At 51.5% G+C, this 22,468-nt stretch carries 22 protein-coding genes; 13 read left to right on the forward strand and 9 right to left on the reverse strand.

Annotated features, from left to right (window positions below):
• Window positions 1–330: 330 nt before the first annotated feature.
• Genes JSQ80_RS14080 through JSQ80_RS14090 form a run of 3 tightly spaced genes read left to right on the forward strand, consistent with a single transcriptional unit; the run spans window position 331 to window position 3,648 of the window.
• Entirely contained in the window at window positions 331–1,764 is a 1,434-nt protein-coding gene (locus JSQ80_RS14080; protein WP_206095713.1) for an efflux RND transporter periplasmic adaptor subunit, read from the forward strand.
• The gene (locus tag JSQ80_RS14085) at window positions 1,761–2,528 is read left to right on the forward strand and encodes an ABC transporter ATP-binding protein (RefSeq protein WP_206095714.1); all 768 of its coding nucleotides are present in this window, start codon (window positions 1,761–1,763) and stop codon (window positions 2,526–2,528) included. The genes JSQ80_RS14080 and JSQ80_RS14085 overlap by 4 nt, the downstream gene beginning before the upstream one ends.
• A complete protein-coding gene (locus JSQ80_RS14090; protein ID WP_418888874.1) occupies window positions 2,470–3,648 on the forward strand; it encodes an ABC transporter permease in 1,179 nt (392 codons plus the stop codon). Before JSQ80_RS14085 ends, JSQ80_RS14090 begins: the two co-directional genes overlap by 59 nt.
• Window positions 3,649–3,713: 65 nt before the next feature.
• On the opposite strand, the gene JSQ80_RS14095 is transcribed toward JSQ80_RS14090, so the two are convergent.
• Window positions 3,714–3,866, reverse strand: coding sequence for a hypothetical protein (locus JSQ80_RS14095; protein ID WP_206095715.1), 153 nt, complete (start codon window positions 3,864–3,866; stop codon window positions 3,714–3,716).
• A 92-nt stretch (window positions 3,867–3,958) separates the two neighbouring features.
• Between JSQ80_RS14095 and JSQ80_RS14100 the strand changes: the two genes are divergently transcribed.
• Window positions 3,959–5,305: a hypothetical protein gene (locus tag JSQ80_RS14100; protein WP_206095716.1), complete on the forward strand. Its 1,347-nt coding sequence runs from the start codon at window positions 3,959–3,961 to the stop codon at window positions 5,303–5,305.
• 15 nt (window positions 5,306–5,320) lie between these two features.
• Here the strand turns inward: JSQ80_RS14100 and JSQ80_RS14105 are convergent, their stop codons facing one another.
• Entirely contained in the window at window positions 5,321–5,605 is a 285-nt protein-coding gene (locus tag JSQ80_RS14105) for a hypothetical protein (RefSeq protein ID WP_206095717.1), read from the reverse strand.
• A gap of 205 nt (window positions 5,606–5,810) precedes the next feature.
• Here JSQ80_RS14105 and JSQ80_RS14110 point away from each other — a divergent pair, with 205 nt between their 5' ends.
• The 7 genes from JSQ80_RS14110 to JSQ80_RS14140 all read left to right on the forward strand — a co-directional run bounded on the left by JSQ80_RS14110 (window position 5,811) and on the right by JSQ80_RS14140 (window position 12,780).
• On the forward strand, window positions 5,811–6,743 hold the full coding sequence (locus JSQ80_RS14110) for a sugar-binding transcriptional regulator (RefSeq protein ID WP_206095718.1): 933 nt from the start codon (window positions 5,811–5,813) through the stop codon (window positions 6,741–6,743).
• A gap of 277 nt (window positions 6,744–7,020) precedes the next feature.
• Window positions 7,021–7,686 (forward strand): deoxyribose-phosphate aldolase, encoded by a 666-nt coding sequence (gene deoC, locus JSQ80_RS14115; protein ID WP_206095719.1) that lies wholly within the window; start codon window positions 7,021–7,023, stop codon window positions 7,684–7,686.
• 72 nt (window positions 7,687–7,758) lie between these two features.
• Window positions 7,759–8,157: a cytidine deaminase gene (locus JSQ80_RS14120; protein ID WP_206095720.1), complete on the forward strand. Its 399-nt coding sequence runs from the start codon at window positions 7,759–7,761 to the stop codon at window positions 8,155–8,157.
• Window positions 8,158–8,270: 113 nt separating this feature from the next.
• Entirely contained in the window at window positions 8,271–9,449 is a 1,179-nt protein-coding gene (locus JSQ80_RS14125; protein ID WP_019421314.1) for a NupC/NupG family nucleoside CNT transporter, read from the forward strand.
• A gap of 25 nt (window positions 9,450–9,474) precedes the next feature.
• Window positions 9,475–10,656: a phosphopentomutase gene (gene deoB, locus JSQ80_RS14130; protein WP_206095721.1), complete on the forward strand. Its 1,182-nt coding sequence runs from the start codon at window positions 9,475–9,477 to the stop codon at window positions 10,654–10,656.
• A 22-nt stretch (window positions 10,657–10,678) separates the two neighbouring features.
• The gene (gene deoD / locus JSQ80_RS14135; protein WP_087435312.1) at window positions 10,679–11,386 is read left to right on the forward strand and encodes a purine-nucleoside phosphorylase; all 708 of its coding nucleotides are present in this window, start codon (window positions 10,679–10,681) and stop codon (window positions 11,384–11,386) included.
• 92 nt (window positions 11,387–11,478) lie between these two features.
• Window positions 11,479–12,780, forward strand: a complete 1,302-nt coding sequence (locus JSQ80_RS14140) for a pyrimidine-nucleoside phosphorylase (RefSeq protein WP_206095722.1) — start codon at window positions 11,479–11,481, stop codon at window positions 12,778–12,780.
• 94 nt (window positions 12,781–12,874) lie between these two features.
• Here JSQ80_RS14140 and JSQ80_RS14145 read toward each other — a convergent pair whose 3' ends face one another.
• The 7 genes from JSQ80_RS14145 to modA all read right to left on the reverse strand — a co-directional run bounded on the left by JSQ80_RS14145 (window position 12,875) and on the right by modA (window position 18,964).
• Entirely contained in the window at window positions 12,875–13,843 is a 969-nt protein-coding gene (locus JSQ80_RS14145) for an ABC transporter ATP-binding protein (protein WP_206095723.1), read from the reverse strand.
• An 81-nt stretch (window positions 13,844–13,924) separates the two neighbouring features.
• Window positions 13,925–14,716 (reverse strand): ABC transporter permease, encoded by a 792-nt coding sequence (locus JSQ80_RS14150; protein WP_087435309.1) that lies wholly within the window; start codon window positions 14,714–14,716, stop codon window positions 13,925–13,927.
• A complete protein-coding gene (locus JSQ80_RS14155) occupies window positions 14,713–15,489 on the reverse strand; it encodes an ABC transporter permease (RefSeq protein ID WP_206095724.1) in 777 nt (258 codons plus the stop codon). Before JSQ80_RS14155 ends, JSQ80_RS14150 begins: the two co-directional genes overlap by 4 nt.
• 362 nt (window positions 15,490–15,851) lie before the next feature.
• Complete coding sequence (locus JSQ80_RS14160; protein WP_206097605.1) at window positions 15,852–16,784, reverse strand: IS3 family transposase; 933 nt, start codon at window positions 16,782–16,784, stop codon at window positions 15,852–15,854.
• Window positions 16,781–17,101 carry a helix-turn-helix domain-containing protein gene (locus JSQ80_RS14165; RefSeq protein WP_206094059.1) on the reverse strand — a complete coding sequence of 107 codons (321 nt, stop codon included), beginning with the start codon at window positions 17,099–17,101 and terminating at the stop codon, window positions 16,781–16,783. Before JSQ80_RS14165 ends, JSQ80_RS14160 begins: the two co-directional genes overlap by 4 nt.
• Before the next feature lie 278 nt (window positions 17,102–17,379).
• A complete protein-coding gene (modB, locus tag JSQ80_RS14170; protein ID WP_336245737.1) occupies window positions 17,380–18,057 on the reverse strand; it encodes a molybdate ABC transporter permease subunit in 678 nt (225 codons plus the stop codon).
• A 58-nt stretch (window positions 18,058–18,115) separates the two neighbouring features.
• Window positions 18,116–18,964 carry a molybdate ABC transporter substrate-binding protein gene (gene modA / locus JSQ80_RS14175; RefSeq protein WP_206095726.1) on the reverse strand — a complete coding sequence of 283 codons (849 nt, stop codon included), beginning with the start codon at window positions 18,962–18,964 and terminating at the stop codon, window positions 18,116–18,118.
• 242 nt (window positions 18,965–19,206) lie between these two features.
• On the opposite strand from modA, the gene JSQ80_RS14180 reads away from it, so the two are divergent.
• Entirely contained in the window at window positions 19,207–20,148 is a 942-nt protein-coding gene (locus JSQ80_RS14180; protein ID WP_087434304.1) for a helix-turn-helix transcriptional regulator, read from the forward strand.
• Between the two features lie 243 nt (window positions 20,149–20,391).
• Window positions 20,392–21,759: a polysaccharide deacetylase family protein gene (locus tag JSQ80_RS14185; RefSeq protein ID WP_206095727.1), complete on the forward strand. Its 1,368-nt coding sequence runs from the start codon at window positions 20,392–20,394 to the stop codon at window positions 21,757–21,759.
• Window positions 21,760–22,468: the final 709 nt, after the last annotated feature.

A 22,468-nucleotide genomic window follows, 5' to 3' on the forward strand; every position in this document is an offset into this window, starting at 1 on the left:
GACCTCACGCGGTGAGGTCTATTACTTTTCTATGTTAGGCAGGATGATTCAATTCCCGCGTTAGCGCCTCTATATTGATTCAGCCCCAAATAAGAACTATTTCCCCTAAATGACACTTATATTAGTTATTTATATGATATGCCATCGTGCAAAGGAAAGCAAACGGTATCCGAACGGCCTTGAGTTTTCAGCATTTATTCAGCTAACGCTCAGTTTGCGCTCAGTTACCTTTAAGGAAGCATTCAGCTAGGGTGAGTATGATGGGAGCAATGAATGGCCCGGACATGTCGCGGGCTGTTCTGTAGAACCGGCAAAGGTGGACTAGACGCGATGAGGAAGTGGATGATCGTATTGGGAATCGTCATTGCAGCAGGGGCGGCTGCAGGATTCTATTTTACCCGGCAACAGACGGAGCAATCGTCTGCTGACCCCGTGCCAACCCGAACGGTACAGGCGACCAGAGGGAGCATAGAAACGAAAGTGTCAGGTTCCGGGATGGTCGGAGTTGCACAAGAGAGCAATGTGAAAGCGGCTTATAAAGGAACAGTCAGCAAAATCAACTTCAAGGTCGGAGACAAGGTGAAGAAAGGACAGACGATCGTTGAGTTCAAAAAAACGGATAATTCCGAGAAGATTAAGCAAACCGAGCTTTCCCTGAAGAAACAGCAATTGCAGATGGAGCAGCTTCAGAAGCAGTATAAGGAAGCGGCGGAGGAAAGCAGGGACTCTATTAGAATCAATATAGAATCGTTAACGCTAGAGATAGAACAAAATGAAACAACGATCGCCAGCTTGCGGAAGGAAGAGGCGGAGAACCATGACGTTGCCGCTCCGGTTGCGGGCACGGTCACGGCGAGCGAGATTGAAGTCGGGGGCGATGTGAACGAGAACACCGTCGTGGCGGTCATCGTCGATTATACCAACCTGGAGTTCACCATGTCGGCGGATGAACTCGATGTGCCGAAAATCAAGGCGGGACAGACGGCGGAAGTGACGCTGAACGCATTCCCGGACAACGTGTTTACAGGAAAAATCAATACGATTGCCAATGAAGGCAAGAGCTCCAACGGCGTTGCGACCTATGAGGTAAAGATTGGCTTATCCAACGCCGCAGGCGTTCTCTCCGGCATGTCCGGCCAAGCGGAAATTGTTACGAATGCGAAGCAGGACGTTGTTCTTGTCCCGGTAGAGGCGGTCGTCGCCATGGGCGGCAAGCATTTCGTCCGGGTGCCTGGCGACGGAGGGGCATCCGCCGGAGCGCCTAACGCCGGAGAGCTGCCGTCGCAACGTGTGGACGATGCGCAGGATGGCGCTCAAGCCGAGCCGGCAGGCGATGGAAGCGACGCTGGCAGCATGGATGGCCGTGCCGCCGCCGGGACGGGCGGTGGAAATGCGGCAGGAGGCAACACAGGAAGCAGCAATAGAAGCGGCACCCGAGGCAATTCCGGCAATAGGGCGGCTGGAAGCAGCGCAGGCAATGAAGCTGCGGCCGGGCAGGAGAATGACGGCGCGATCCGGCGAATGGGCCAGGCTTCTGGCGGAACGCTGAGAGAAGTGACCGTTGGCATCAGCAATGACTCCTATGCCGAAATCATTTCCGGCCTGAGTGAAGGCGACTCCGTAATCCTTGCCGCGCCGCAAGGAAAGGCAGGCGGGTCGACCGAACAAAGACAGCAGATAAGAGGCATGGGAGGCGGCATCATTGGCGGCGGCAGCTTCTCCGGCGGCGCGTTTCCTGCCGGCGGCGGAGGCGGCCGCCGATGAGAGAGCATGCAGCATCAGGGAGTGGCGTCCTGATCTCAATCCGGGACGTGCGGAAATCGTACAGAATGGGTTCAGAGGAAGTGACCATTCTTCGAGGGATCAATCTGGAGATTCGCCAAGGTGATTTTGTCGCGATTATCGGTCCATCCGGCTCAGGCAAATCGACGCTGATGAATGTCATTGGTTGTCTGGATACGCCGAGCTCTGGCAACTATACGCTGGACGGAATGGAAGTGAGCGGATTAAGCGATAACAAGCTGGCGGAAGTCCGCAATCGGAAAATCGGCTTCATCTTTCAAAGCTTTCACCTTCTTCCAAAGCTGAGCGCTGTTGAAAATGTGGAGTTGCCGCTCATTTACCGGGGCTTGTCGAACAAGGAGCGCCGCGAAGCTGCGATCCAGGCGCTGCAGCAGGTAGGTTTGGACGGCAGAATGGGCCATAGGCCGAGCGAGCTCTCAGGCGGACAGCAGCAGCGGGTTGCGATAGCTCGGGCACTGGCCGCTCATCCGCCGATTCTGCTCGCGGATGAACCGACTGGCGCATTGGATACGAGGACCGGCAAGGAAGTGTTGGGACTAATTGAGGAGTTGAATAACGCCGGGCATACGATTGTGTTAATCACCCACGACTTGGAAGTAGCCGCGCGGGCCAAAAGAGTCGTATTCATGAATGACGGCATCTTGACCGAGGAAAGGGGGGACGGGCGTGAAGCTGTCGCAAGGGTTCAGAATGTCATGGCACAGCATTCTGGCCAACAAGCTTAGAACCTTCCTTTCCATGCTAGGGATTTTGATCGGAGTCGCCACGGTAATCTCGCTTGTGGCAATGGGACAAGGCTCTTCCAATGAAGTGGAGAAATCGTTGCAGAGCTTGGGCACGAATATGTTGTCGGTAAACATAATGGGCCGAGGCAGCGTGACGACATTATCCTTGGATGATGCGGTTCACTTGGCCGACGGAATCGAGGATATCGAAGGAGTGGCTCCGATTGTCTCCGGGAATGCAGCCGTAAAATACGGAACGACGGAATCCGCCTCGGTGTCTGTTGAAGGAATTACGCCGGACTATGATACGGTCAAAGATTTCAAGCATCAGAGCGGCCGCTATATCGTCCCGCTGGATGTGTCGAACTATTCCAGAGTGGCGCTGCTAGGCGTCAATACGGCGGCCGACTTGTTCGGCTCCGAGGACCCGACGGGCAAGACAGTGCTGCTTAACGGCGTCCGGTTCAAGGTCGTGGGACTGCTGGAGCCGAAGGGAAGCTCGCTTGGCGGCTCGAACGACGATAAGGTGCTTATTCCGATTACGACGGCGCAGCGGCTGTTCCAATCGGCAGGCATCCGTTCCATCAGCGTTAAGGTGGCCGAGGAGGATAAGATGGCTGCGGTCGTAAGCCAGATTGAAGCGAAGCTGGCGGAATTGTTCCGCGGCAATACGGACAGCTTCAACGTTTTTAATCAACAGGATGTCAAGGATACGATGAGCTCGATATCCAAGACGATGTCGATGATGATGGCGGGCGTTGCCTGCATTTCGCTTGTCATCGGCGGAATCGGGATTATGAACATCATGCTCGTGTCGGTAACCGAACGCACGCGTGAAATCGGCATTCGCAAATCTCTGGGCGCCAAGAAACGGGACATATTAGTTCAATTTTTGATCGAGGCGGTCATTATAAGCGGAATGGGCGGATTGGCCGGAATCGGTCTGGCTTATGCCGCTTGTTATGCCATGACTCATTATTTTGAAATGGCAACTGAAATCAAGGCGAACATTATTATTTACTCTTTTGTGTTTTCGGCGGCAATCGGCATTTTATTCGGTATTTTTCCGGCTAACAAAGCAGCTTCCTTGAAGCCGGTAGACGCTTTGCGGCACGATTGACGGAGGTGCTAGGGGCCATTAGAAGATTAGCCTATCTGTCAGGCCATATGAAAAAGGCGGCCGGGTCATCCGACATGGATGGCTTGGCTGCCTTTTTTGTTTAAGGATGCAATGATTTGCGCCATACCACGTGGAAGGTTGCTGCAGTATCTATCGCCAACTGTTCGGATTCCCATGACTAAGACCAGGCTTATTATGCCAAGCCATATTTTTTTCATTAGTATCTCCTCCATATGGTTATAATATAAACGATAGATATGGAGATCTAATTTGCAAGTTGTGAAGAAGTGATAAAGGAGTTTTGTTTGTTATGAACAAATCTGCATTCATCTATGGCATAATGAACACGACCATATTTATTCCTTATTTTATTTTTATTTCCATGGGGGATCATTACTCTTCCTTGTTAGGCGGCTGGCTCCCGCTTCTATTGTTTTATTCGTTAAAGTATACGGGAACGTATATGCTGAACATATTTGGCACACGAATCCAATCGCGGGAACTGCTCCTCCGGCTTCTGCTTCTGTCCGTAATCGCATGCGGCAGCGGCTTCTTGGCCCCGCTCTCCCCTTATTGGCTTGAGCTGTCTGCTGTGCTGATGGGCTTGTCCTCAAGTCTATTATTGCCGCTCTATACTACGATTCGTTATCATGAACGTTATTATCGTCATCAATACATGAGTACCAAGCATTATATATGGGCCTTTTTCTACGTTATCCTGATGATGGGCTTATTGATAATTACGTTTAGAAGCCTATATCCAAACGTCGCTTTTTTGATTTTCGGGGCTGCTTTGCTTATTTGTTTCCTCGGCCTTCGGGAGCTGCCGCATTATGAGGTCGAAGTGAAGATGGGCTCGTCTTTTAACAAATATTCATTCTTCGCATTCGTGTCACTCAGTGTCCTCTTATTCGCAGCGAAAGGAATCAGACAGACGTCTTACCTAAGCTTTGCCGAGTTGATCTTGATTGGGGTAGCCATCACCGTGGCCATTCTGGCCATTATGCTGCGGAAGCATCAAGTGATGTTGAAGCTTTCTGCCGACATTCGCTACTTTGCGTTCATGCATGGCATGACGATGAACTTTTATATATTGTATGGCACATTTTGCGCATTGTCCCAATATGGTAAATCCTTTTTGATGTACGGAGTCTATGCTCCCTACTTCTTCGGGAATATCTTATCATTGCTTCTTGGAGGAATCGTATTTGGTAAAATAAACAGCCATTACTTGCTGCCTCTATTGGTTGCAGGCTGCATAGCGGGATTACTTCTATCCCTATTCAAGGCTGCCTTACCCATTGGAGGTGTAATGGTTGGCTTGTGCACCTCCAGGCTCGGCATTCTGTTAAATCGTTGGTCCTATGGCTTCAGCAGCTCTCAGAAGGACTCCGGCATACTTACGCGAAGCCGATGGTCCATGCTGGGCAGTGCTGTTGGGCAGATCAGCCTCGTCACGTTTCTTATTGTGATCGGTCTTATGTGTCATCTCCCTGTACACGACACGATACTGGACCTGTCAGGAAGAGAACTCCTTTACAATCAGGGCCTCGGTAATACATTGCGTGCTGCAGCGATCATTATGGTGAGTTGCATTATCGTTCTGTACGGGTATGGATTTTGTAAATATAAAAATTGCCGATTACCTGGAACTTAGAGATGACTCATCACGTTAGTTAAGCGGAGGAGCTTTATCCATTTCTTTTAAAATATCTTCGCCGAAAGCTATAATTTCTTCTTGAGGAACCTTGAGTGTGTCCATTGGGAAATTAATGAGAGATTCAACAAATCGGTTTAAAGTCTCATTTGTCCACCAAAATTCAGTTACAAAAAGAGTTGTTTCTCCTCTTAAACTTGTCGTTCTTATTGAGCACCCCTGATCTGATCTGCGATCACGATGAAGAAATTCAAAATGCAAACATAAATCCCTATCATTGAAATCTTTGAGTACGGCCATAGCAGTCTCCTTTTTAATAGAAAAACAATTAACATTATTATCGCTCTTAGTGAATACGGTCAACACTTGCAACTCCGGTATGTAAAAAGTCACCTATAGTGTATAATTAGACATGCATTTTTCATGCTCGGATCCTGGGAGTCAAAAAGCGACTTTTGAACATGAATTTATAGAATGAATCATTTTATAAAAGTGGGTTGTAAATATGGATAACGAGAAGCAGCGGTTAAGCATAGAGGCCGCAAGATTGTATTACCTTTCAGATTACAGTCAAATGGAAATCGCGACAAGGCTCGGCGTCTCCCGTCCGACCGTGTCCCGATTGCTGCAGCATGCCAAGGAACAGGGCTATGTGCGCATCAACATAGTCGATCCCCTGGAAGATCTGGACGCATTGGGCGACCGGCTTAAACAAAAATATAAGCTGGATACGGTCCTTGTGTGCTATTCGCCTTTGAACGAGTATCAAGAAATTCAGAAGCATATCAGCAAGAAAGCGGCCGATTATTTGCATGAAACGGTTCAGGATGCGGATATTATCGGCGTAACCTGGGGGAGGACGATGCATGCAGTGGCGCTTCAGCTGCAGCAAAAGCAGGTGCGGGGCGTGGAGGTCGTTCAATTAAAGGGCGGCGTAAGCCACTCCCACGTCAATACTTACGCGGCTGAAACGGTGAATTTGTTCGCCGCGGCGTTCCACACCATTGCCCGTTACTTGCCGCTGCCCGTCATATTCGACAGCATCGCCCTCAAGCAGATGGTGGAGAAAGACCGGCACATTCATCGTATCATCCAGTTGGGCAAACAGGCCAATATTGCCGTTTTTACTGTGGGAACGGTGAAAGAAGATGCGCTTCTGTTCCGGCTCGGCTACTTCAGCAAAGAAGAGCAAAAACTGCTCCAAAGCATCGGGGCAGGAGATATAAGCTCCCGTTTCTTTGACGAGGAGGGGAACATATGCAGTGAAGAGATCAATAACCGCACCGTAGGCATTGATCTTCAGGATCTGCGCGATAAGGAGAAATCGATTCTCGTTGCCGGAGGCCAGCGGAAAATCGAAGCGATCAGAGCCGCCCTAGTCGGCAAATATGCGAATATATTGGTGACGGATCAATTCACCGCGCAAGCGTTATTATAATAATCGCCCTGCCGCAGCAGGGAGTGCACCCCTTGGCATAGACATTGAGATCAGCCTTTTCTCAAGCACGTCTATAGCCAAGGGTTTTTTTGTTTCGGTCATGAACGATACGCTGCCAAGCGCTTCTCTCCATTCTCCCACTCGATCAGAAAGGAGCTCTGAACAAAATTTCAGACTGTCATTTACATATGTTCAACACCTGTGTTATGATGTGCATGAAATCAATATTGTGCAGCATAAACAGGTATGACAATAGAGCAGGTAAGGAGTGTGGAGCATGAGCATAGCAGGAATAATTGATCATACGCTTTTGCGGGCGGACGCCACGAAGGAGGACATCGCCAAGCTGACGGAAGAAGCGAAGCGATATAAGTTCGCTTCGGTCTGTGTCAACCCGGCATGGGTAGCTTACTCGGCAGAGCAGCTTGCAGGCACGCAGGTCAACGTATGTACCGTTATCGGTTTTCCGCTGGGTGCCGCCACTACCGCAGTCAAAGCTTATGAGACGAAAGACGCGATTGCCAATGGGGCAGACGAAGTGGACATGGTTATTAACATTGGCGCTTTGAAAGCACAGGATTACGAACTGGTTGAGAAGGACATTAAGGCAATTGTGGAAGCGGCTTCAGGCAAAGCGCTTGTAAAAGTCATTATTGAAGCTTGCCTGCTCACCGATGAGGAGAAGGTGCAGGCTTGTGAATTGGCTGTAAAAGCGGGCGCTGACTTTGTCAAGACATCCACCGGCTTTTCTACAGGCGGAGCGACTCGCGAAGATGTTGCTTTGATGCGCCGCACCGTCGGACAACGCGCAGGTGTCAAAGCTTCCGGAGGAGTCCGGAGCTTGGAAGACATGAACAGCATGATTGAAGCTGGAGCAACGCGGATCGGTGCCAGTTCCGGCGTTCAAATCATGGAGGGCGATCAGTCGTCATCTTCTTATTAATCCATATAAGAGGGTGTTTCAAAAGTCCGTTAGGGACTTTTGAAACACCCCTGCAAGAGGAGGATATGTCGCATGAAAGAACAGTTGATTCAAGAAGCGATTGAAGCGCGCAAGCACGCCTATTCCCCTTATTCCCGCTTTCAGGTCGGCGCCGCAGTGCTGGCAGGCGGAAAAGTGTACCGTGGCTGCAACGTGGAGAACGCGTCCTACGGCTTAACCAATTGTGCCGAACGAACCGCGATCTTCAAGGCCGTCTCCGAGGGAGAGAGCAAGATTGACGCCATTGCCGTGGCGGCGGATACGGAAGGTCCGGTATCTCCATGCGGCGCTTGCCGGCAGGTGCTGGCTGAATTTTGCGATAGTCAGACGAAAATATATTTAACCAATCTTCACGGCAACACTGAGGAATGGACGATGGAGCGCTTGCTGCCGGGAGCTTTTCAGGCGGGAGACATGGACAATAACGAATAGAATCAGCATGATTTCCTTTTTTCATTCAAATGTAAGCGTTTAATATGTTGCCAACGCAAGTTTTTCGCAAGTCAATTTAATCTGCGCATGCTCAAGCATGGGGGGAAGCACGAATGAAATATGTAATCGCTATTTTGGGCGTATTGATCGTTTTCGGGCTCACATACGCCGCCAGCAACGATAAACGCAATATTCGCTATCGTCCGCTGGTGCAAATGGTTATTCTGCAAGTGATATTGGCATTCATTTTGTTGAATACGAGTGTGGGCGAGCTTTTAATCAAGGGATTTTCTTCGGTGTTTGAGTCGTTGCTCGCCTATGCGGCAGATGGAGTGAACTTTGTCTTCGGCGGCATCGCGAACGAAGGGCAGGCTCCGTTTTTCTTGATGGTCCTGCTTCCGATTATATTCATTTCCGCGCTGATAGGCATTTTGCAATACACGAAGATTTTGCCGTTTATCATTAAATATATTGGCCTGGTGCTGAGCAAGGTGAACGGCATGGGCAAGCTGGAATCGTACAATGCGGTGGCATCCGCGATTTTGGGGCAATCTGAAGTATTCATTTCCGTGAAGAAGCAAATTGGCTTGCTGCCAGAGCATCGTTTGTACACGTTGTGCGCTTCTGCGATGTCTACCGTATCGATGTCGATCGTCGGCGCATACATGCTGATGATCAGTCCCAAATATGTCGTCACGGCGCTCGTGCTGAACCTGTTCGGCGGGTTCATCATTGCTTCCGTCCTTAACCCTTACAAAGTGTCGAAAGAAGAAGACATATTGGAGGTTCAGGAGGAACACAAGCAGTCCTTCTTCGAAATGCTTGGCGAATACATTATGGACGGCTTCAAGGTAGCCATTACGGTGGCTGCGATGCTGATTGGTTTTGTAGCGTTGATCGCGCTGGTCAACGGCCTGTTTGACGGATTGTTCGGCATTACATTCCAACAACTGCTGGGATATATTTTTGCGCCGTTTGCGTTCTTGATGGGTGTGCCTTGGAAAGAAGCGGTAGATGCAGGCAGCATTATGGCAACGAAGATGGTAGCCAACGAATTCGTGGCGATGCTGGATCTGTCCAAGCAAGCCGTTCTGTCTGAGCGGGCGACGGGCATTGTATCCGTTTTCCTGGTCTCGTTTGCCAACTTCTCGTCCATTGGCATTATTTCCGGCGCTGTGAAAGGGTTGCATGAGAAGCAAGGCAACGTGGTTGCCCGCTTCGGCCTCAGATTGCTGTATGGCGCCACGCTGGTCAGCGTATTGTCTGCAACGATTGCCGGTTTGTTCCTATAATAAATGAGGAAGGAGAGGATTAGACATGGATTCATTTAAACGCATTCACCTCATTGTGATGGACTCGGTAGGGATTGGAGAAGCCCCGGACGCCGCCCAATTCGATGATATCGGCGCCGACACGCTTGGCCATATCGCGCGCGAACGCGGAGGGCTGAACATGCCGAATATGGCAAGACTGGGCTTGTCCAACATCCGCAGCATTCAAGGCGTGCCTGAAGCAGAGCAGCCGCTCGCTTACCATTGCAAGATGCAGGAGGCTTCCCGCGGCAAGGATACGATGACGGGGCATTGGGAGATGATGGGGCTGTATATCGATACGCCGTTCCGTGTGTTCCCGGACGGGTTCCCGGATGAGCTCATTGAGCGGATAGAAGCGAAGACAGGTCGCAAGGTCATCGGCAACAAAGCGGCAAGCGGCACTGAAATTATCGAAGAGCTCGGAGAGGAGCATATGAAGACCGGTGCTCTCATCGTCTACACTTCTGCCGATTCGGTGCTGCAAATCGCGGCTCACGAGCAGGTCGTGCCCTTGAATGAGCTGTATGATATCTGTACATTTTGCCGGGAAATAACGCTTGATGATCCTTATACGCTCGGCCGGATTATTGCCCGTCCATTCGTAGGCGAACCCGGAAAATTCACCCGGACGCCCAACCGCCATGATTATGCTCTTAAGCCGTTTGGACGCACGACGATGAATGAGCTGAAGGATCAAGGCTATGATGTCATCGCTTTGGGGAAAATTTCCGACATTTATGATGGCGAAGGGATTACGAAAGCGGTAAGAACCGTTTCCAATATGGACGGGATGGATAAGCTGATTGAAGCGCTTGATGAGCCGTTCACGGGCCTCAGCTTTTTGAATCTTGTCGACTTCGATGCGTTGTACGGCCACCGGCGGGATCCGCAAGGATATGGTCAAGCGCTGGAGGAATTCGATGCGCGCTTGCCGGAAGTATTCGCCAAAATGACGGAGCATGATCTCTTGATCATCACTGCCGATCACGGCAATGATCCGACATACAAGGGCACGGATCATACTCGGGAGTATGTGCCGATGCTAGCGTATTCCCCGCGTTTTGCGGCGGAAGGGACGGAGCTGCCGCTTCGTGGAACGTTCGCCGATATCGGCGCCACGATAGCCAATAATTTCGGGGTTGATATGCCGGGATATGGAACCAGTTTTTTGGCGGATTTGAAATAACACCTATTTGGAGGAAACGATCATGAGTGTGCACATTGGAGCGAAGCAGGGCGATATTGCCGACACGATTTTGCTGCCGGGAGATCCGCTGCGGGCAAAGCATATTGCGGAAACTTACTTGGAGGAGGTTGCCTGCTACAATGAGGTCCGCGGTATGCTCGGCTTTACGGGAATGTATAAAGGGAAGCGCGTATCGGTGCAAGGCACGGGGATGGGGATTCCGACGACCAGCATTTACGTGAACGAGCTGATTAACGAATATGGCGTCAAAAACTTGATTCGCGTAGGAACGTGCGGCGCCATGCAGAAGCATGTCCAAGTACGCGATGTCATCCTTGCCCAAGCTTCCTGTACGGATTCCAGCATGAATCGCCATGTTTTCGGCGGGTACGATTTTTCTCCGATTGCCAGCTTTCCGCTGCTGAAGACGGCCTACGAGCACGGAATATCCAAAGGGCTGCAGCTTCATGTCGGCAACATTTTCAGCTCGGATATGTTCTACCGTGACGATAAGTCCATTGTGCAAAAGCTGATGGATTACGGCGTGCTTGGAGTGGAGATGGAAACGACCGCCCTCTATACGCTTGCTGCCAAATACGGTGTCAACGCGCTGACCATCTTGACTGTGAGCGATCATTTGCTTACCGGGGAGGAAACGACGGCAGCAGAGCGGCAAACAACCTTTGGCGAAATGATGGAGGCAGCTCTTGAGACCGCGATTTCCCTTTAAGAGGGTCATATAAGGCAAGTTGGCCCAACCAGCATTTTGCAAAATAAGCTTTTGCAAAATGACTTCCATGCAGACAGTGAGGAGAATAGACGATGAGAATGGTGGATTTGATTGCGAAGAAGCGGGATGGCAAGGAACTGACAACAGAAGAAATCAATTTCATTATTGATGGATATACAAAAGGCGACATTCCCGATTATCAAGTCAGCGCCTTGGCAATGGCCATCTATTTTCAGGATATGAACGAGCGTGAACGGGCCGATTTGACCATGGCCATGGTTCATTCCGGAGACACTATCGACCTGTCGGCGATACAAGGCATCAAGGTAGATAAGCACTCCACCGGAGGCGTAGGCGATACAACCACTCTGGTATTGGCTCCGCTAGTAGCTGCTTTGGATATTCCGGTGGCGAAGATGTCGGGCCGCGGACTCGGCCATACCGGCGGGACGATTGATAAATTGGAAGCGATACAAGGCTTCCACGTGGAAATCAGCAAAGACGAATTCGTGAGCTTGGTAAATGAGCATAAAATCGCTGTTATCGGACAAACCGGCAATCTCACGCCAGCCGACAAAAAGCTGTATGCGTTGCGCGACGTTACGGCAACCGTCAATTCGATAACACTTATTGCGAGCTCAATCATGAGCAAAAAAATCGCGGCAGGATCCGACGCCATCGTGCTGGATGTGAAGACCGGCGCAGGAGCGTTTATGAAGACCGCCGAAGACGCCAAAGAGCTGGCCCATGCAATGGTCAGCATCGGCAATAATGTCGGCCGCAAAACGATGGCGGTCATATCCGATATGAGCCAGCCGCTCGGCAGCGCGATCGGCAACTCCTTGGAAGTGAAAGAGGCCATTGATACGCTCCGAGGTCACGGGCCGAAGGATCTGGAGGAGCTGTGTCTCGCGCTCGGAAGACAGATGGCCTACCTCGCCGGCAAAGCGGCTTCACTGGAAGAAGCCGAGGAGAAGCTGAAAGAAGTCATCCATAACGGCAAAGCGCTGGAGAAATTCAAAGAGTTTATTGCCAATCAGGGCGGAGATTCTTCCGTAGTAGACAATCCGGACAATTTGCCGAAAGCAGCCTATATCATTGAGGTGCCTGCACGGGAAGAAGGCATGGTCGCCGAAATCGTGGCAGATGAAATCGGAACCGCAGCCATGCTTCTCGGAGCGGGACGCGCTACAAAGGAATCGGAAATCGATCTGGCCGTAGGATTGATGCTGAACAAGAAAATCGGAGATAAGGTCAAAGCCGGAGAGTCTCTGGTGACCATTCATGCGAATCGAGAAAACGTGGACGATGTTATCGCGAAGATATACGCGAACATCCGTATTGGCAGCCATGCGGAGGCGCCAGTGCTGATACATGACATCGTGACAGAATAGACGGAACGGTTGTTGCTTAGGCCGAAGCGTAAATAAAGGAGCCGAACGAGAGTCAGGACATGTTTTCCTGCTTCTCTCCGGCTCCTTTTCTGTCTCAATACACCCGATGAATAATATCTTCGAAATCAGGCTCCTCCATATGAACGTCCTCCAGCTCCCCGAACTGCTCCAGCAAGCGCAGCGCCTCCATGGCGCTTAATTGATCGCGGTTGCATTCGACGGTCAGCGTGCGTCCGGCACGGCTGCGGCAACGAAGCGGGGCAGGGACCTCATGCTCGATGCCTTCCTCCTTGCTGTACGTAACGCGGATAATGGTAGGCAGCCCAATCCGGCGGCGGAGCTCGTCAATCGTGCCGTCGAAGCCGAGCCGGCCGTGGTTAATGACGATGACCCGGCTGCACAGCTGCTCGATATCGTCCATGTCGTGCGTCGTCAGCATAATCGTTTTGCCCAGATTCAGGTTGATATCTTTAAGAAACTGGCGGATGTTCCGCTTCGCAATGATATCGAGCCCGATGGTCGGCTCATCCAGGAATAGAATGTCTGGATCATGCAGAAGGGCTGCGGCGATGTCAGCCCGCATCCGTTGCCCGAGCGACAGCTGCCGGACAGGGGTGTCGAGGAATTCATCCAGAGCAAGCAGTTCCCGCAGCTGCCCGAGCCGTGTTCGCTTTGTCGCCGCGTCTATCCCGTACATGGCGGCAAGAATGTCGAAGGAATCGCGGGTCGGCAGATCCCACCACAGCTGTGTCCGCTGTCCGAACAGGACGCCCAGCCGCTTCGTCACCAGCCGGCGCTCCTGATGCGGACTGCGGCCGAAGATGCGAACTTCACCCGAGGTTGGGTGGAGAATGCCGGACAGCATCTTGATCGTCGTCGATTTGCCGGCCCCGTTCGGGCCGATGTAGCCGACGAATTCGCCGGCTTCAATCTGGAAGCTGATGCCGCGTACCGCTTCCTTCACCTGATAGTCTCGGGAAAGCAGGGAGCGCAGCCCTTTGAACGCGCCTTCCTTCGGCGCCGCCCGGCGGAACTGTTTATGCAATTCAGTTACTGTAATCATGGAAGCTTCTCCTCCTGCCGCGTTGGCGGCCCTCATCGTCTTGATTGTGCGTGTGTCATGTTGTGTCCAGTGGCCGAGCGTTCAACTGCCTGTGCTCTGGTATCGCGCAAGTCCGTGCTTCCAAGCCCTTAAGGCAATTGTGAACAACGCCAGCGCCACCAGAATGGATAAGCCGACCAGCCAGATTCCGGCTTCGTGCCGCAAAATATACAACGAAGGCATATAATTGGCGAATCCGACCGGAATGACGCTGAGAAGCAGCCCCTGCATCCACTTCGGATAAATGCTCATCGGATACTGCGCCGCCGTCCGCGCCGCGTCTTCGGTAATGTTCTGCAGTTCTTCGATCCGGGTAATCCAAAATCCAGCCGTTGCCGTCAGCAAGCCGATGGCGAACAGCAGCACCGCTCCCGACAGGATGACGATGATGGTGAGGGGCAGCGCGGTCCAGGTGATCTGGCTAGTCTGCATCATGGCTCCCATGCTAAAGGCAAGAATGGCGATCCCTTGTATGAGCTCGCCAATCTTGATGGAGAAGTTCTGCGACATGAGCGCGAGCAGAACCGGAACGGGACGCAGCAGCAGGCTGTCGAGGCTTCCGGTGACCAAATACGTTTCCAGATGATGCACGTCAGAGGCGAACATCCGGTACAACGCCTTGGATAAAGACAGCACGGCATACAAATATCCGGCTTCCGCCAAGCTCCAGCCTTTGATATGGCCGAACTTGAGCAGTATGACCGCCAGCATGAGAAATTCGACGACATTGATAATCGCAGCCATGATGCTCGAGAACCAGAAGTTGAACTTATATTGCATCCGGCTGCGGATGCTTGCGCGTACGAGAAGAGCATACATGTGAATCCATTTCATCCGCCCTGCACCTCCACTTTGCGCCGCATCATCCCGGTAACGGCGAGACAGGCGGCGGTAAATAGGGCGCACCAAACGAGCGATCCGGCGATCGCGGATGCAGACTCCATCCCGAGGTAAATCCGGGTCGGCACATAATGCAGTAACGGATAGAACGACGCGCGGCTTATCGCGGCGAGCCATGGCGGCAGCCATTCAATCGGGATGAGAAAGCCGGACAACAGCATGCTGAACGCATAGTTGACCCAGTACAGCCAGCGGGATTCGGTCGTCCATAGCGCGGCAGCCCCGATGATATAGTTCAAGCAGATGGAAATGTACGCGGCAAGCGTCAAAGCTACAGCGGTCCACACGTAAGTGAGAATAGATGAGGGGACGTGAAGCGGCAATACGAAGAAATAAAGCGCATAAATCGGAAGAAACTTGTATACGAACTGGTATGCGATCTGTCCCCATTCCTTGCTCATAAGCTGATAGAACAGATGAACGGGACGGACAAGATCGAGGGCAATCTGCCCGGTTCGCACGGACTGCTCCATGCCGAGTCCGTTATTGAGAAAGGCGACGATCCATAAGCTCGCCTGATTGAACGCGACATAGCTTATGATGCCGTTCAATCCGTATTCGCCAAGCGAACGGCCTTCGCCGATGCCTGTCCAGACCGATACGTAGATGAGGCCGAACAGAGCGCTTGCGATGTTGTGCACGAGATGCGCACTCCGGTACTGCAAATTGCTGAGATAGTTCTTGCGGGCCAACGTTAGAAAAAGCATTCAACACCTCCGTCATCATGATGAATTGCGGCAAGCCGACACTTCGATGCAGGGTGAAATGCGCGTAGAGTGAGCGAGGAATATAATACCAAACTCTGCATGGGGAATGCAACAGTTATTTTTGAGAGGTATGGAAGGGAAGCTCTGAAAAGCAGCCGGTTGTCAGTAGTAGAGGCGGGGATGAGCAAGAAAAAGTCTCGAAAATACGACTCATCGTGAATTTAAACTGCAATTGGGCAGTCCAGATCGACAGTGAGAGGCGTTTTTGGCCGTTTAACTGCAAAAGCGGCTAGGCCCCTTAAATCCGGAGTCTGATCCCCCAAAAAGCCTTCTCTCGTAGGATTGCTCGGAATGCCGAGCAATTACATAGCTTTATGAAACATGGATTGATCCTCCAGCGTCATTACCCATTCGGAGAATTTCGCTGGAGGCATCCGTTTTAAGCTCCCATGCATTTTACGGTTATTATAGAAATCCATGTAGCGATCAAGCGCTTCATAGGCCTCCTCAAAGGTCATGAAGTCAACTTTGCTGAATAGGTCGCGTTCCAGCAGACTATGAAATGACTCTATGTACGCATTCATATTGGGAGTTCGTGGCGGGATGCGCTCATGAACCATCCCGAGGCTATCACACGTATCACCAAAAAGCGCACTGACAAACTGTGGCCCGTTATCCGTACGAATCGTAGGGAGCGCTTCATCTGCCTTTATTCGTTTTTCCAACGCACGACATAATGTTTGTACGGCATGCTTGGCCTCGCATTTCGGCCCTCTGTATTGTTCGACGATAACACGATCAAATACGTCAATAATGCTGAGAACGAAAAAGAAACGCCCGCGTCCTGTGACATAACCGTATTTAATGTCCATCTGCCACAATTGGTTTGATCCTGTCACCACTCGATTCTTCGGCAATCTACGTGGATGCTTGGATTTCCTCTCACGCTGTTTTTGGAGAATACCTAGTTCTTTACAAAGTCGATACGATTTCTTTTTGCCTAGTACGAGCTCACGTTCGTTACGGAGACATTGGGCAAGGAGTCTGTAACCGTACACATGCTCTTCTCCTTCAACGAGCTCTAGTAGCCATTCTTTGATCTGTCCGTCACTTACTTTCTCCCCCGTTTTCGTACGAGAAAATCCGGGCTGAGGACGACCTCTCTGTCCGCTTGCGGCGCGTTCTTCGGAGTTGGCCGATCGCTTTCTCCGGTCGTAATACGTTGATTCTGAAAGCCCTATGATTCGCAGAACCCTTGCTGCTGCTTCTCCCCGCTTAATAAACTGGTCTGCTATTTCATATTTTTCGGATAAGCGGGGTTCTTCTTTTTTAGCAACTCTCGCAGAATCTCAATCTCCAGCTCTTTTTCGCCGATAATCTTAACGGCTTTTTCATAATTCACTTCAACTTCCTGGAGTCGTTGAAGTTCCTGTAAATGCTCATCCGTCGTTGGAATTTCATCCGGTCCAATGTCGTCACGATGCTCTCTAATCCACCCCCGAATCGTTTCAGGGTGTATGTTGTACATGCGGGATAATACCCCAACTTTAATGCCAGCTAACGCCTCACGAACTATTTTTAATCGTGTTTCCTCATTCAATCTTTTCCCCATTCCAGATCATCCCCTTTACAAATAGTTTAATTTATTTGAGGGGGAAGACTCCAGTTTAATTAAGGGGCTTTGAAGAAAGTACATTACAAAACTTACGAATTCACTAAAATCAGCGTAATGTAAGGAAATAACGGCAGTTTTGCAGTAAAACAGGCAGTGTTCGGGAAAAACGCTGAATTATACTGCACTTTTGCAGTTGGGCTTTAGATGCCATGTCGCGGTTCGGCGCATCTTGCCTGATACGGGGGCGGTTCGAGCCTCAAAGTCTCTAATCGCCGTCATCGCCGCGCAATGCGACTGCCGGCCTCTCTCTGCCCTTGATTGGCGACAAAGAGGAGGAGGAAGGAAATGGCGATCATACAGCCCGACCACGCCCACGCAAGCGTCGTATTGCCAGCGTCCACGGCAAAATAAATGGCGGTCGGCACGGTCTGCGTGACGCCCGGAATATTGCCGGCAACCATCAGCGTCGCGCCGAACTCGCCAAGCCCGCGCGCAAAGCCGAGGACGCAGGCGGTCGCGATGGAACGCGAGGCAAGCGGAAGCGTGATATGGCGGAACACCTGCCATTCGCCTGCGCCTTCTGCCCGTCCCGCCTGCTCCAGCTCGGGATCGACCGAGGCGAAGCCGACCTTGAGCGATTGATAGACGAGCGGAAAAGAGACGACGACGGCAGCGATGACGCCGCCCGACCAGTGAAAGACGAGCGGGTGGCCAAGCCAAGCTTCGGCCCATTCGCCCAAGCTGCTCCGTCTGCCGAGAAGAACGAGCAGGATGAAGCCCACTACGGTGGGAGGGAGGACGAGCGGAAGCATAAAGGCCGTTTCGAGCAGCGTTTTGCCGCGAAAGCTGCGTCCTTTCAGCATCCAAGCAACGGTGATGCCGAGCCCCATGACGATGAGGCTGGCTGTTATAGTAATTTGCAGAGAGAGCAGCACCGGACTCCAGAACGACACCCTTCCTCCTCCTTTCATGTATCGTGTACTCATGCCAGGTTCAACTCAACTTGGCAAACTAATTGGCAAGATGGAACCCATAGCGCTCAAATATGTGGCCGGCTTCCTCGCCGGACAAATATTGATACCACTCCTGCGCTTCTTTCTGATGGGACGAAGCCTTTACGATTCCAATCGGGTAGACGATCGGCTTATGCATGGAGGAGTCGACCGTGTAGGCGATAAGCGCTTTTTTGGCGGTAATCGCATCCGTACGATAGACGAACCCTGCATCGACGTTGCCTGTTTCCACGTAGGAGAGCACTTGGCGCACGTCTTTCGTCAAGACGAATTTTTCGGCCAACGTCTCCCATAGCTTCGCTTTCTCCAGCGCTTCCTCCGCATAGCTTCCAGCGGGCACGCTCTCTGGCGCCCCAATAGCGATCCGCTTTACTTGCTCCGTATCAAGCGGCTCCAACCCGGTCCACTCTGCTGCTTGATTGCCCGGCACGATGACGACGAGATCGTTCTTCAGTAAGGGGCGATGCCACTTGTCGTCGATCAAGCCGTTTTGCAGCAGCTCGTCCATTTGCTTCTTGCCGGCAGAAATGAATACATCCGTCGGCGCGCCCTGTTCGATCTGCTTTTGCAGTGTCCCCGATGCGCCGAAGTTCATTTGGACCTTCACATTGGGATGGTCTTTCTCATAGGATTGTTTCAGCTCTGTCAGCGCATCCTGCATACTGGCGGCCGCGGAGACGGTTAATTGGACCTCGGACTGTTGCGTGTCCGGGTTCCCTTCGGTTCCAGATCCCGTGTTAGCGCTGCAGCCGCTTGCCAAGAGGGCGGCGAGGGAAAGGATAAGGGTGAGCATTAATCCCAGGCGCATGTTCATCAGGTATGGTTGCCGGCGCTTCTTCTTCGACATCGTTAATTCCTCCCAATTATATACCGCGATTCGTCTATAAAAGCAAAGTCGGCGAAACCAATTGGTGTGTCTGCACACTTTCATTTCCAAACGCAGCATAACTTTATGTTTCATTATAAATAGTTATAACAACTTATAAATAGTGATGTCCAACATTTTTGTGTCGAGATGATTGCGTATTGTCTTGTCAAGCAGACGATCCGGGCGTATGATCGAAGAAAGCGCATACCAAGGAGGTTTGAATGCCCCATTCCATGTCCTATACGGTCCATGAGATCGCACAAATGCTCAAAGTATCCAAGCTGACCGTTTATGATTTGATCAAAAAAGGCGAACTTCGCGCATACCGCGTCGGGAAGCAAATGCGGGTCGATGGCGTTGAGCTGGAAGCATACAAGCAGCGCGGGCAGCGTTGCGAAGGAACGGTTCATTATGGAGAATCGCAGCTTTTCGGCATCCCGGCGGCGGCCCCCTTGCCGTCATCCCAACTGGTTATTACGGGACATGATGCCTGTCTTGAATTGTTGTCCAAGCACATGGAGCGGGAAAGTGCGTTCATCCGCCCGCTGCGTTCGTTTGTCGGCAGTATGGAAGGCTTAATCGCGCTTTTTCGCGGCGAAGCTCACATCGTGAGCACACATCTGTTCGACGGCGATACGGGAGAATACAATCTTCCTTATATCCGCAAATTATTGGTCGGTCTTCCCTATATGGTCATCCATGTAGCTGCGCGTTCGGCCGGACTATATGTCCAGTCAGGCAATCCGAAGGGGATTGCCTCGTGGTCCGATGTGGCCAAGCCGGGCATTAAGCTGGTGAACCGGGAGCGGGGATCCGGCGCGCGCGTGCTGTTGGATGAGCAGCTGCGGATTCTCGGCTTAAAGGGAGATGTCCTGCACGGTTATAGGAACGAGGAGACGACGCATTTGGCCGTCGCAGGACAGGTCGGGAGCGGACAAGCCGATGTCGGGGTCGGCATCGAGAAGGTTGCCTATGCGGTTGGCATCGATTTTGTACCGCTTATGCAGGAAGAGGTTGACCTCGTCGTTCTGAAGCAGCCTGAGCATATGCCGTGGATCGGCAGTCTGCTGCAAGTGCTCCGATCCGCTGCATACCGGGAAGAATTGATGGCGATTCGGGGCTATGATACGAGCCGCACCGGAGAAATTCGCATGGAAGCATAACATGGGGAGCTGGAGATGCTCTCCCAATACGAAAGACCCGACAGAATCCGATCGGGTCTTCTGCTTGTGAATGCGGCAGCGGAACAATCTAGTTGTTTGTCATGTTTTCGGACACCATTCATATAATCTAGCAATACGGCTTCTGAACAAAGCTTTGAAGTCTTTTTGAAGTCTCTCAACATAGGATTGAAATAAGCAGTTATCATACAATGATTATGGGCGATGGAAGAGGAGGAGCAAAAAATGACCGATCACAATCGTAACATGGAGCTTCGCATTTTGGCGGCGCTCTGCGCACTGCTTGTCTTGGCGGGAACCTGGACAGCTTTTGGATGGAAATCTCAAATGGAACAAGTCGCTTACGCTTCCTCGCAACCGATGATGGAAGAACGTACGGCATCGGATATAAAAGCAACGGTGATGCAGATTGACGGCATGGCGCGAACGGCATTGACGGCGAAGGCGGACAAGCCTTCCGGAGAAGCCGCATTAATGCCTGGAGGCGGCAAATCGGCGCCTGCGGCAGCGCCGGCACAGAAAGCTGAGAAGGTCGTTTATTTGACGTTTGACGACGGTCCGAGCTTACATACTGCAGATGTTCTCGACATTTTGGCCAAGGAAAACATAAAAGGCACCTTCTTCGTGCTGGGACAGCAAGCCGAGCGCAATCCGAAGCTGGTCGAGCGGATCGTCAAGGAAGGGCACGCGATCGGCAATCATAGCTATAACCATGAGTATAAGACGCTATACAGCAATTTCAGCAATTTCTGGGACCAAATCAAGCGCACGGGCCGAATCGTAGAGAAAATTATAGGCTATGAGCCGGTATTGGTGCGGGCGCCGGGCGGCACCATTATGAATTTTGACAAGCAGTATTTCGAGTTAATGGATAAAGCGGGATACTTGGTCTACGATTGGCATGTAGACAGTGCGGATTCGAAGCGCCGCGGCGTGCCGGCCAAGGAAATTGCGCAAGCGGTTAAAAAAGGGGCGCTGCTGCCGGAGACGGTCGTGCTGATGCATGATGGGGTGGGGCATGGCGAGACGGTCAAGGCGCTGCCGGATATCATTGCATTTTACAAATCAAAAGGGTACACGTTCAGCGTGCTGTCGCCGGAAGTGAAGCCGGTGCAATTCCACGTCGGTTCCACGGCGCGGTGGAAGCGCACGGCGGTAAGTGCCGCGTGGATTCAAGACAACCTCAAGCCGGTCGCGACTTCAATGGCGGCTCAGGATCCGATGACGTTCACGGTAGAGACGGGTCAAGGTCAAATTCGCTTCGAGCCAGATCAATTCATGAGTTATGAGGATCGGACGTATGTGCCGCTGCGCATGCTTGTCGAGAAGCTGAACGGGACGGTCAATTGGGATGTGGAGTCGGAGCGCGTGAACGTCGAATGGAATCAGATTGCCATTGAATTTGATGTGTTGCAGGGACAAATGATACAGACGATGCCAGACGGGACGGAGCAACCGCACAAGGTCGAGCTTGTCGCGCAAAATAAAATGACGTGGGTGCCGCTGAGGGAAGTGCTGGATGCGTTCCAGGTCAAAATGCTTCATTACGAGCTGGAGCCGGTTCAACCTGATGAGCAGCCAGCCGCTGCTTAGGTCCGCTTAGGTTCGCTTAGGCCACTGCGTCCGAACGAACTGCAAAAGTGCATCTATTGTGGGCGCTCTTTCTGATTTCGGCGTATGCAACTGCAAAAGCGCATCTCATTTCTCGAAAATGGGCTAAAACGGGAAGAAAGTCGTGATTTTAACTGCACTTATGCAGCTCGAACGCTCGAAAAGCACGAATTGAGCCATTTTACATGTATATTTGCAGTACGAGTGCGAGAATTTGAAAAGGGCCGCATTTCAGAACCGAGAAAATGGGATGAAAGTGAGAAAGGAGGAACGGAGCGCAGGAAAAACCTGCGAGAGTACCGGAGTTTCCACATGAATCCGAGTTTCGAAGCTGAAATGCCATCAGTGCCGCCTCGTTATCAAATGAGGCCCTTTTAAACATCCCGAACAATGAGAGTTTGAAAAGGGCCGCATTTCAGAACCGAGAAAATGGGATGAAAGTGAGAAAGGAGGAACGGAGCGCAGGAAAAACCTGCGAGAGTACCGGAGTTTCCACATGAATCCGAGTTTCGAAGCTGAAAGGCTATCAGTATTGCCTCGTTATCAAATGCGGCCCTTTTAAACATCCTCTAGCAGGTTTATAAACTATTATTTTGGGCGAGAATAATGCTAGAACGGCCCGGGACGGTTCACAGTGCGTGCGTAGAAGCGCGGGAATCGTTCCGGGCTTTTTGTTGTTGTCAATTGTTGT

This window comes from Paenibacillus apiarius (assembly GCF_017052585.1).
Classification (GTDB): domain Bacteria; phylum Bacillota; class Bacilli; order Paenibacillales; family Paenibacillaceae; genus Paenibacillus_B; species Paenibacillus_B apiarius.

What these genes read in the sequence shown, in the direction of transcription:
- JSQ80_RS14080 (WP_206095713.1), top strand. Translation starts at nt 331, where the DNA reads ATGAGGAAGTGGATGATCGTATTGGGAATCGTCATTGCAGCAGGGGCG.
- JSQ80_RS14085 (WP_206095714.1), top strand. Translation starts at nt 1,761, where the DNA reads ATGAGAGAGCATGCAGCATCAGGGAGTGGCGTCCTGATCTCAATCCGG.
- JSQ80_RS14095 (WP_206095715.1), bottom strand. Translation starts at nt 3,866, where the DNA reads ATGAAAAAAATATGGCTTGGCATAATAAGCCTGGTCTTAGTCATGGGA.
- JSQ80_RS14100 (WP_206095716.1), top strand. Translation starts at nt 3,959, where the DNA reads ATGAACAAATCTGCATTCATCTATGGCATAATGAACACGACCATATTT.
- JSQ80_RS14105 (WP_206095717.1), bottom strand. Translation starts at nt 5,605, where the DNA reads ATGGCCGTACTCAAAGATTTCAATGATAGGGATTTATGTTTGCATTTT.
- JSQ80_RS14110 (WP_206095718.1), top strand. Translation starts at nt 5,811, where the DNA reads ATGGATAACGAGAAGCAGCGGTTAAGCATAGAGGCCGCAAGATTGTAT.
- deoC (WP_206095719.1), top strand. Translation starts at nt 7,021, where the DNA reads ATGAGCATAGCAGGAATAATTGATCATACGCTTTTGCGGGCGGACGCC.
- JSQ80_RS14120 (WP_206095720.1), top strand. Translation starts at nt 7,759, where the DNA reads ATGAAAGAACAGTTGATTCAAGAAGCGATTGAAGCGCGCAAGCACGCC.
- JSQ80_RS14125 (WP_019421314.1), top strand. Translation starts at nt 8,271, where the DNA reads ATGAAATATGTAATCGCTATTTTGGGCGTATTGATCGTTTTCGGGCTC.
- deoB (WP_206095721.1), top strand. Translation starts at nt 9,475, where the DNA reads ATGGATTCATTTAAACGCATTCACCTCATTGTGATGGACTCGGTAGGG.
- deoD (WP_087435312.1), top strand. Translation starts at nt 10,679, where the DNA reads ATGAGTGTGCACATTGGAGCGAAGCAGGGCGATATTGCCGACACGATT.
- JSQ80_RS14140 (WP_206095722.1), top strand. Translation starts at nt 11,479, where the DNA reads ATGAGAATGGTGGATTTGATTGCGAAGAAGCGGGATGGCAAGGAACTG.
- JSQ80_RS14145 (WP_206095723.1), bottom strand. Translation starts at nt 13,843, where the DNA reads ATGATTACAGTAACTGAATTGCATAAACAGTTCCGCCGGGCGGCGCCG.
- JSQ80_RS14150 (WP_087435309.1), bottom strand. Translation starts at nt 14,716, where the DNA reads ATGAAATGGATTCACATGTATGCTCTTCTCGTACGCGCAAGCATCCGC.
- JSQ80_RS14155 (WP_206095724.1), bottom strand. Translation starts at nt 15,489, where the DNA reads ATGCTTTTTCTAACGTTGGCCCGCAAGAACTATCTCAGCAATTTGCAG.
- JSQ80_RS14165 (WP_206094059.1), bottom strand. Translation starts at nt 17,101, where the DNA reads ATGGGGAAAAGATTGAATGAGGAAACACGATTAAAAATAGTTCGTGAG.
- modA (WP_206095726.1), bottom strand. Translation starts at nt 18,964, where the DNA reads ATGTCGAAGAAGAAGCGCCGGCAACCATACCTGATGAACATGCGCCTG.
- JSQ80_RS14180 (WP_087434304.1), top strand. Translation starts at nt 19,207, where the DNA reads ATGCCCCATTCCATGTCCTATACGGTCCATGAGATCGCACAAATGCTC.
- JSQ80_RS14185 (WP_206095727.1), top strand. Translation starts at nt 20,392, where the DNA reads ATGACCGATCACAATCGTAACATGGAGCTTCGCATTTTGGCGGCGCTC.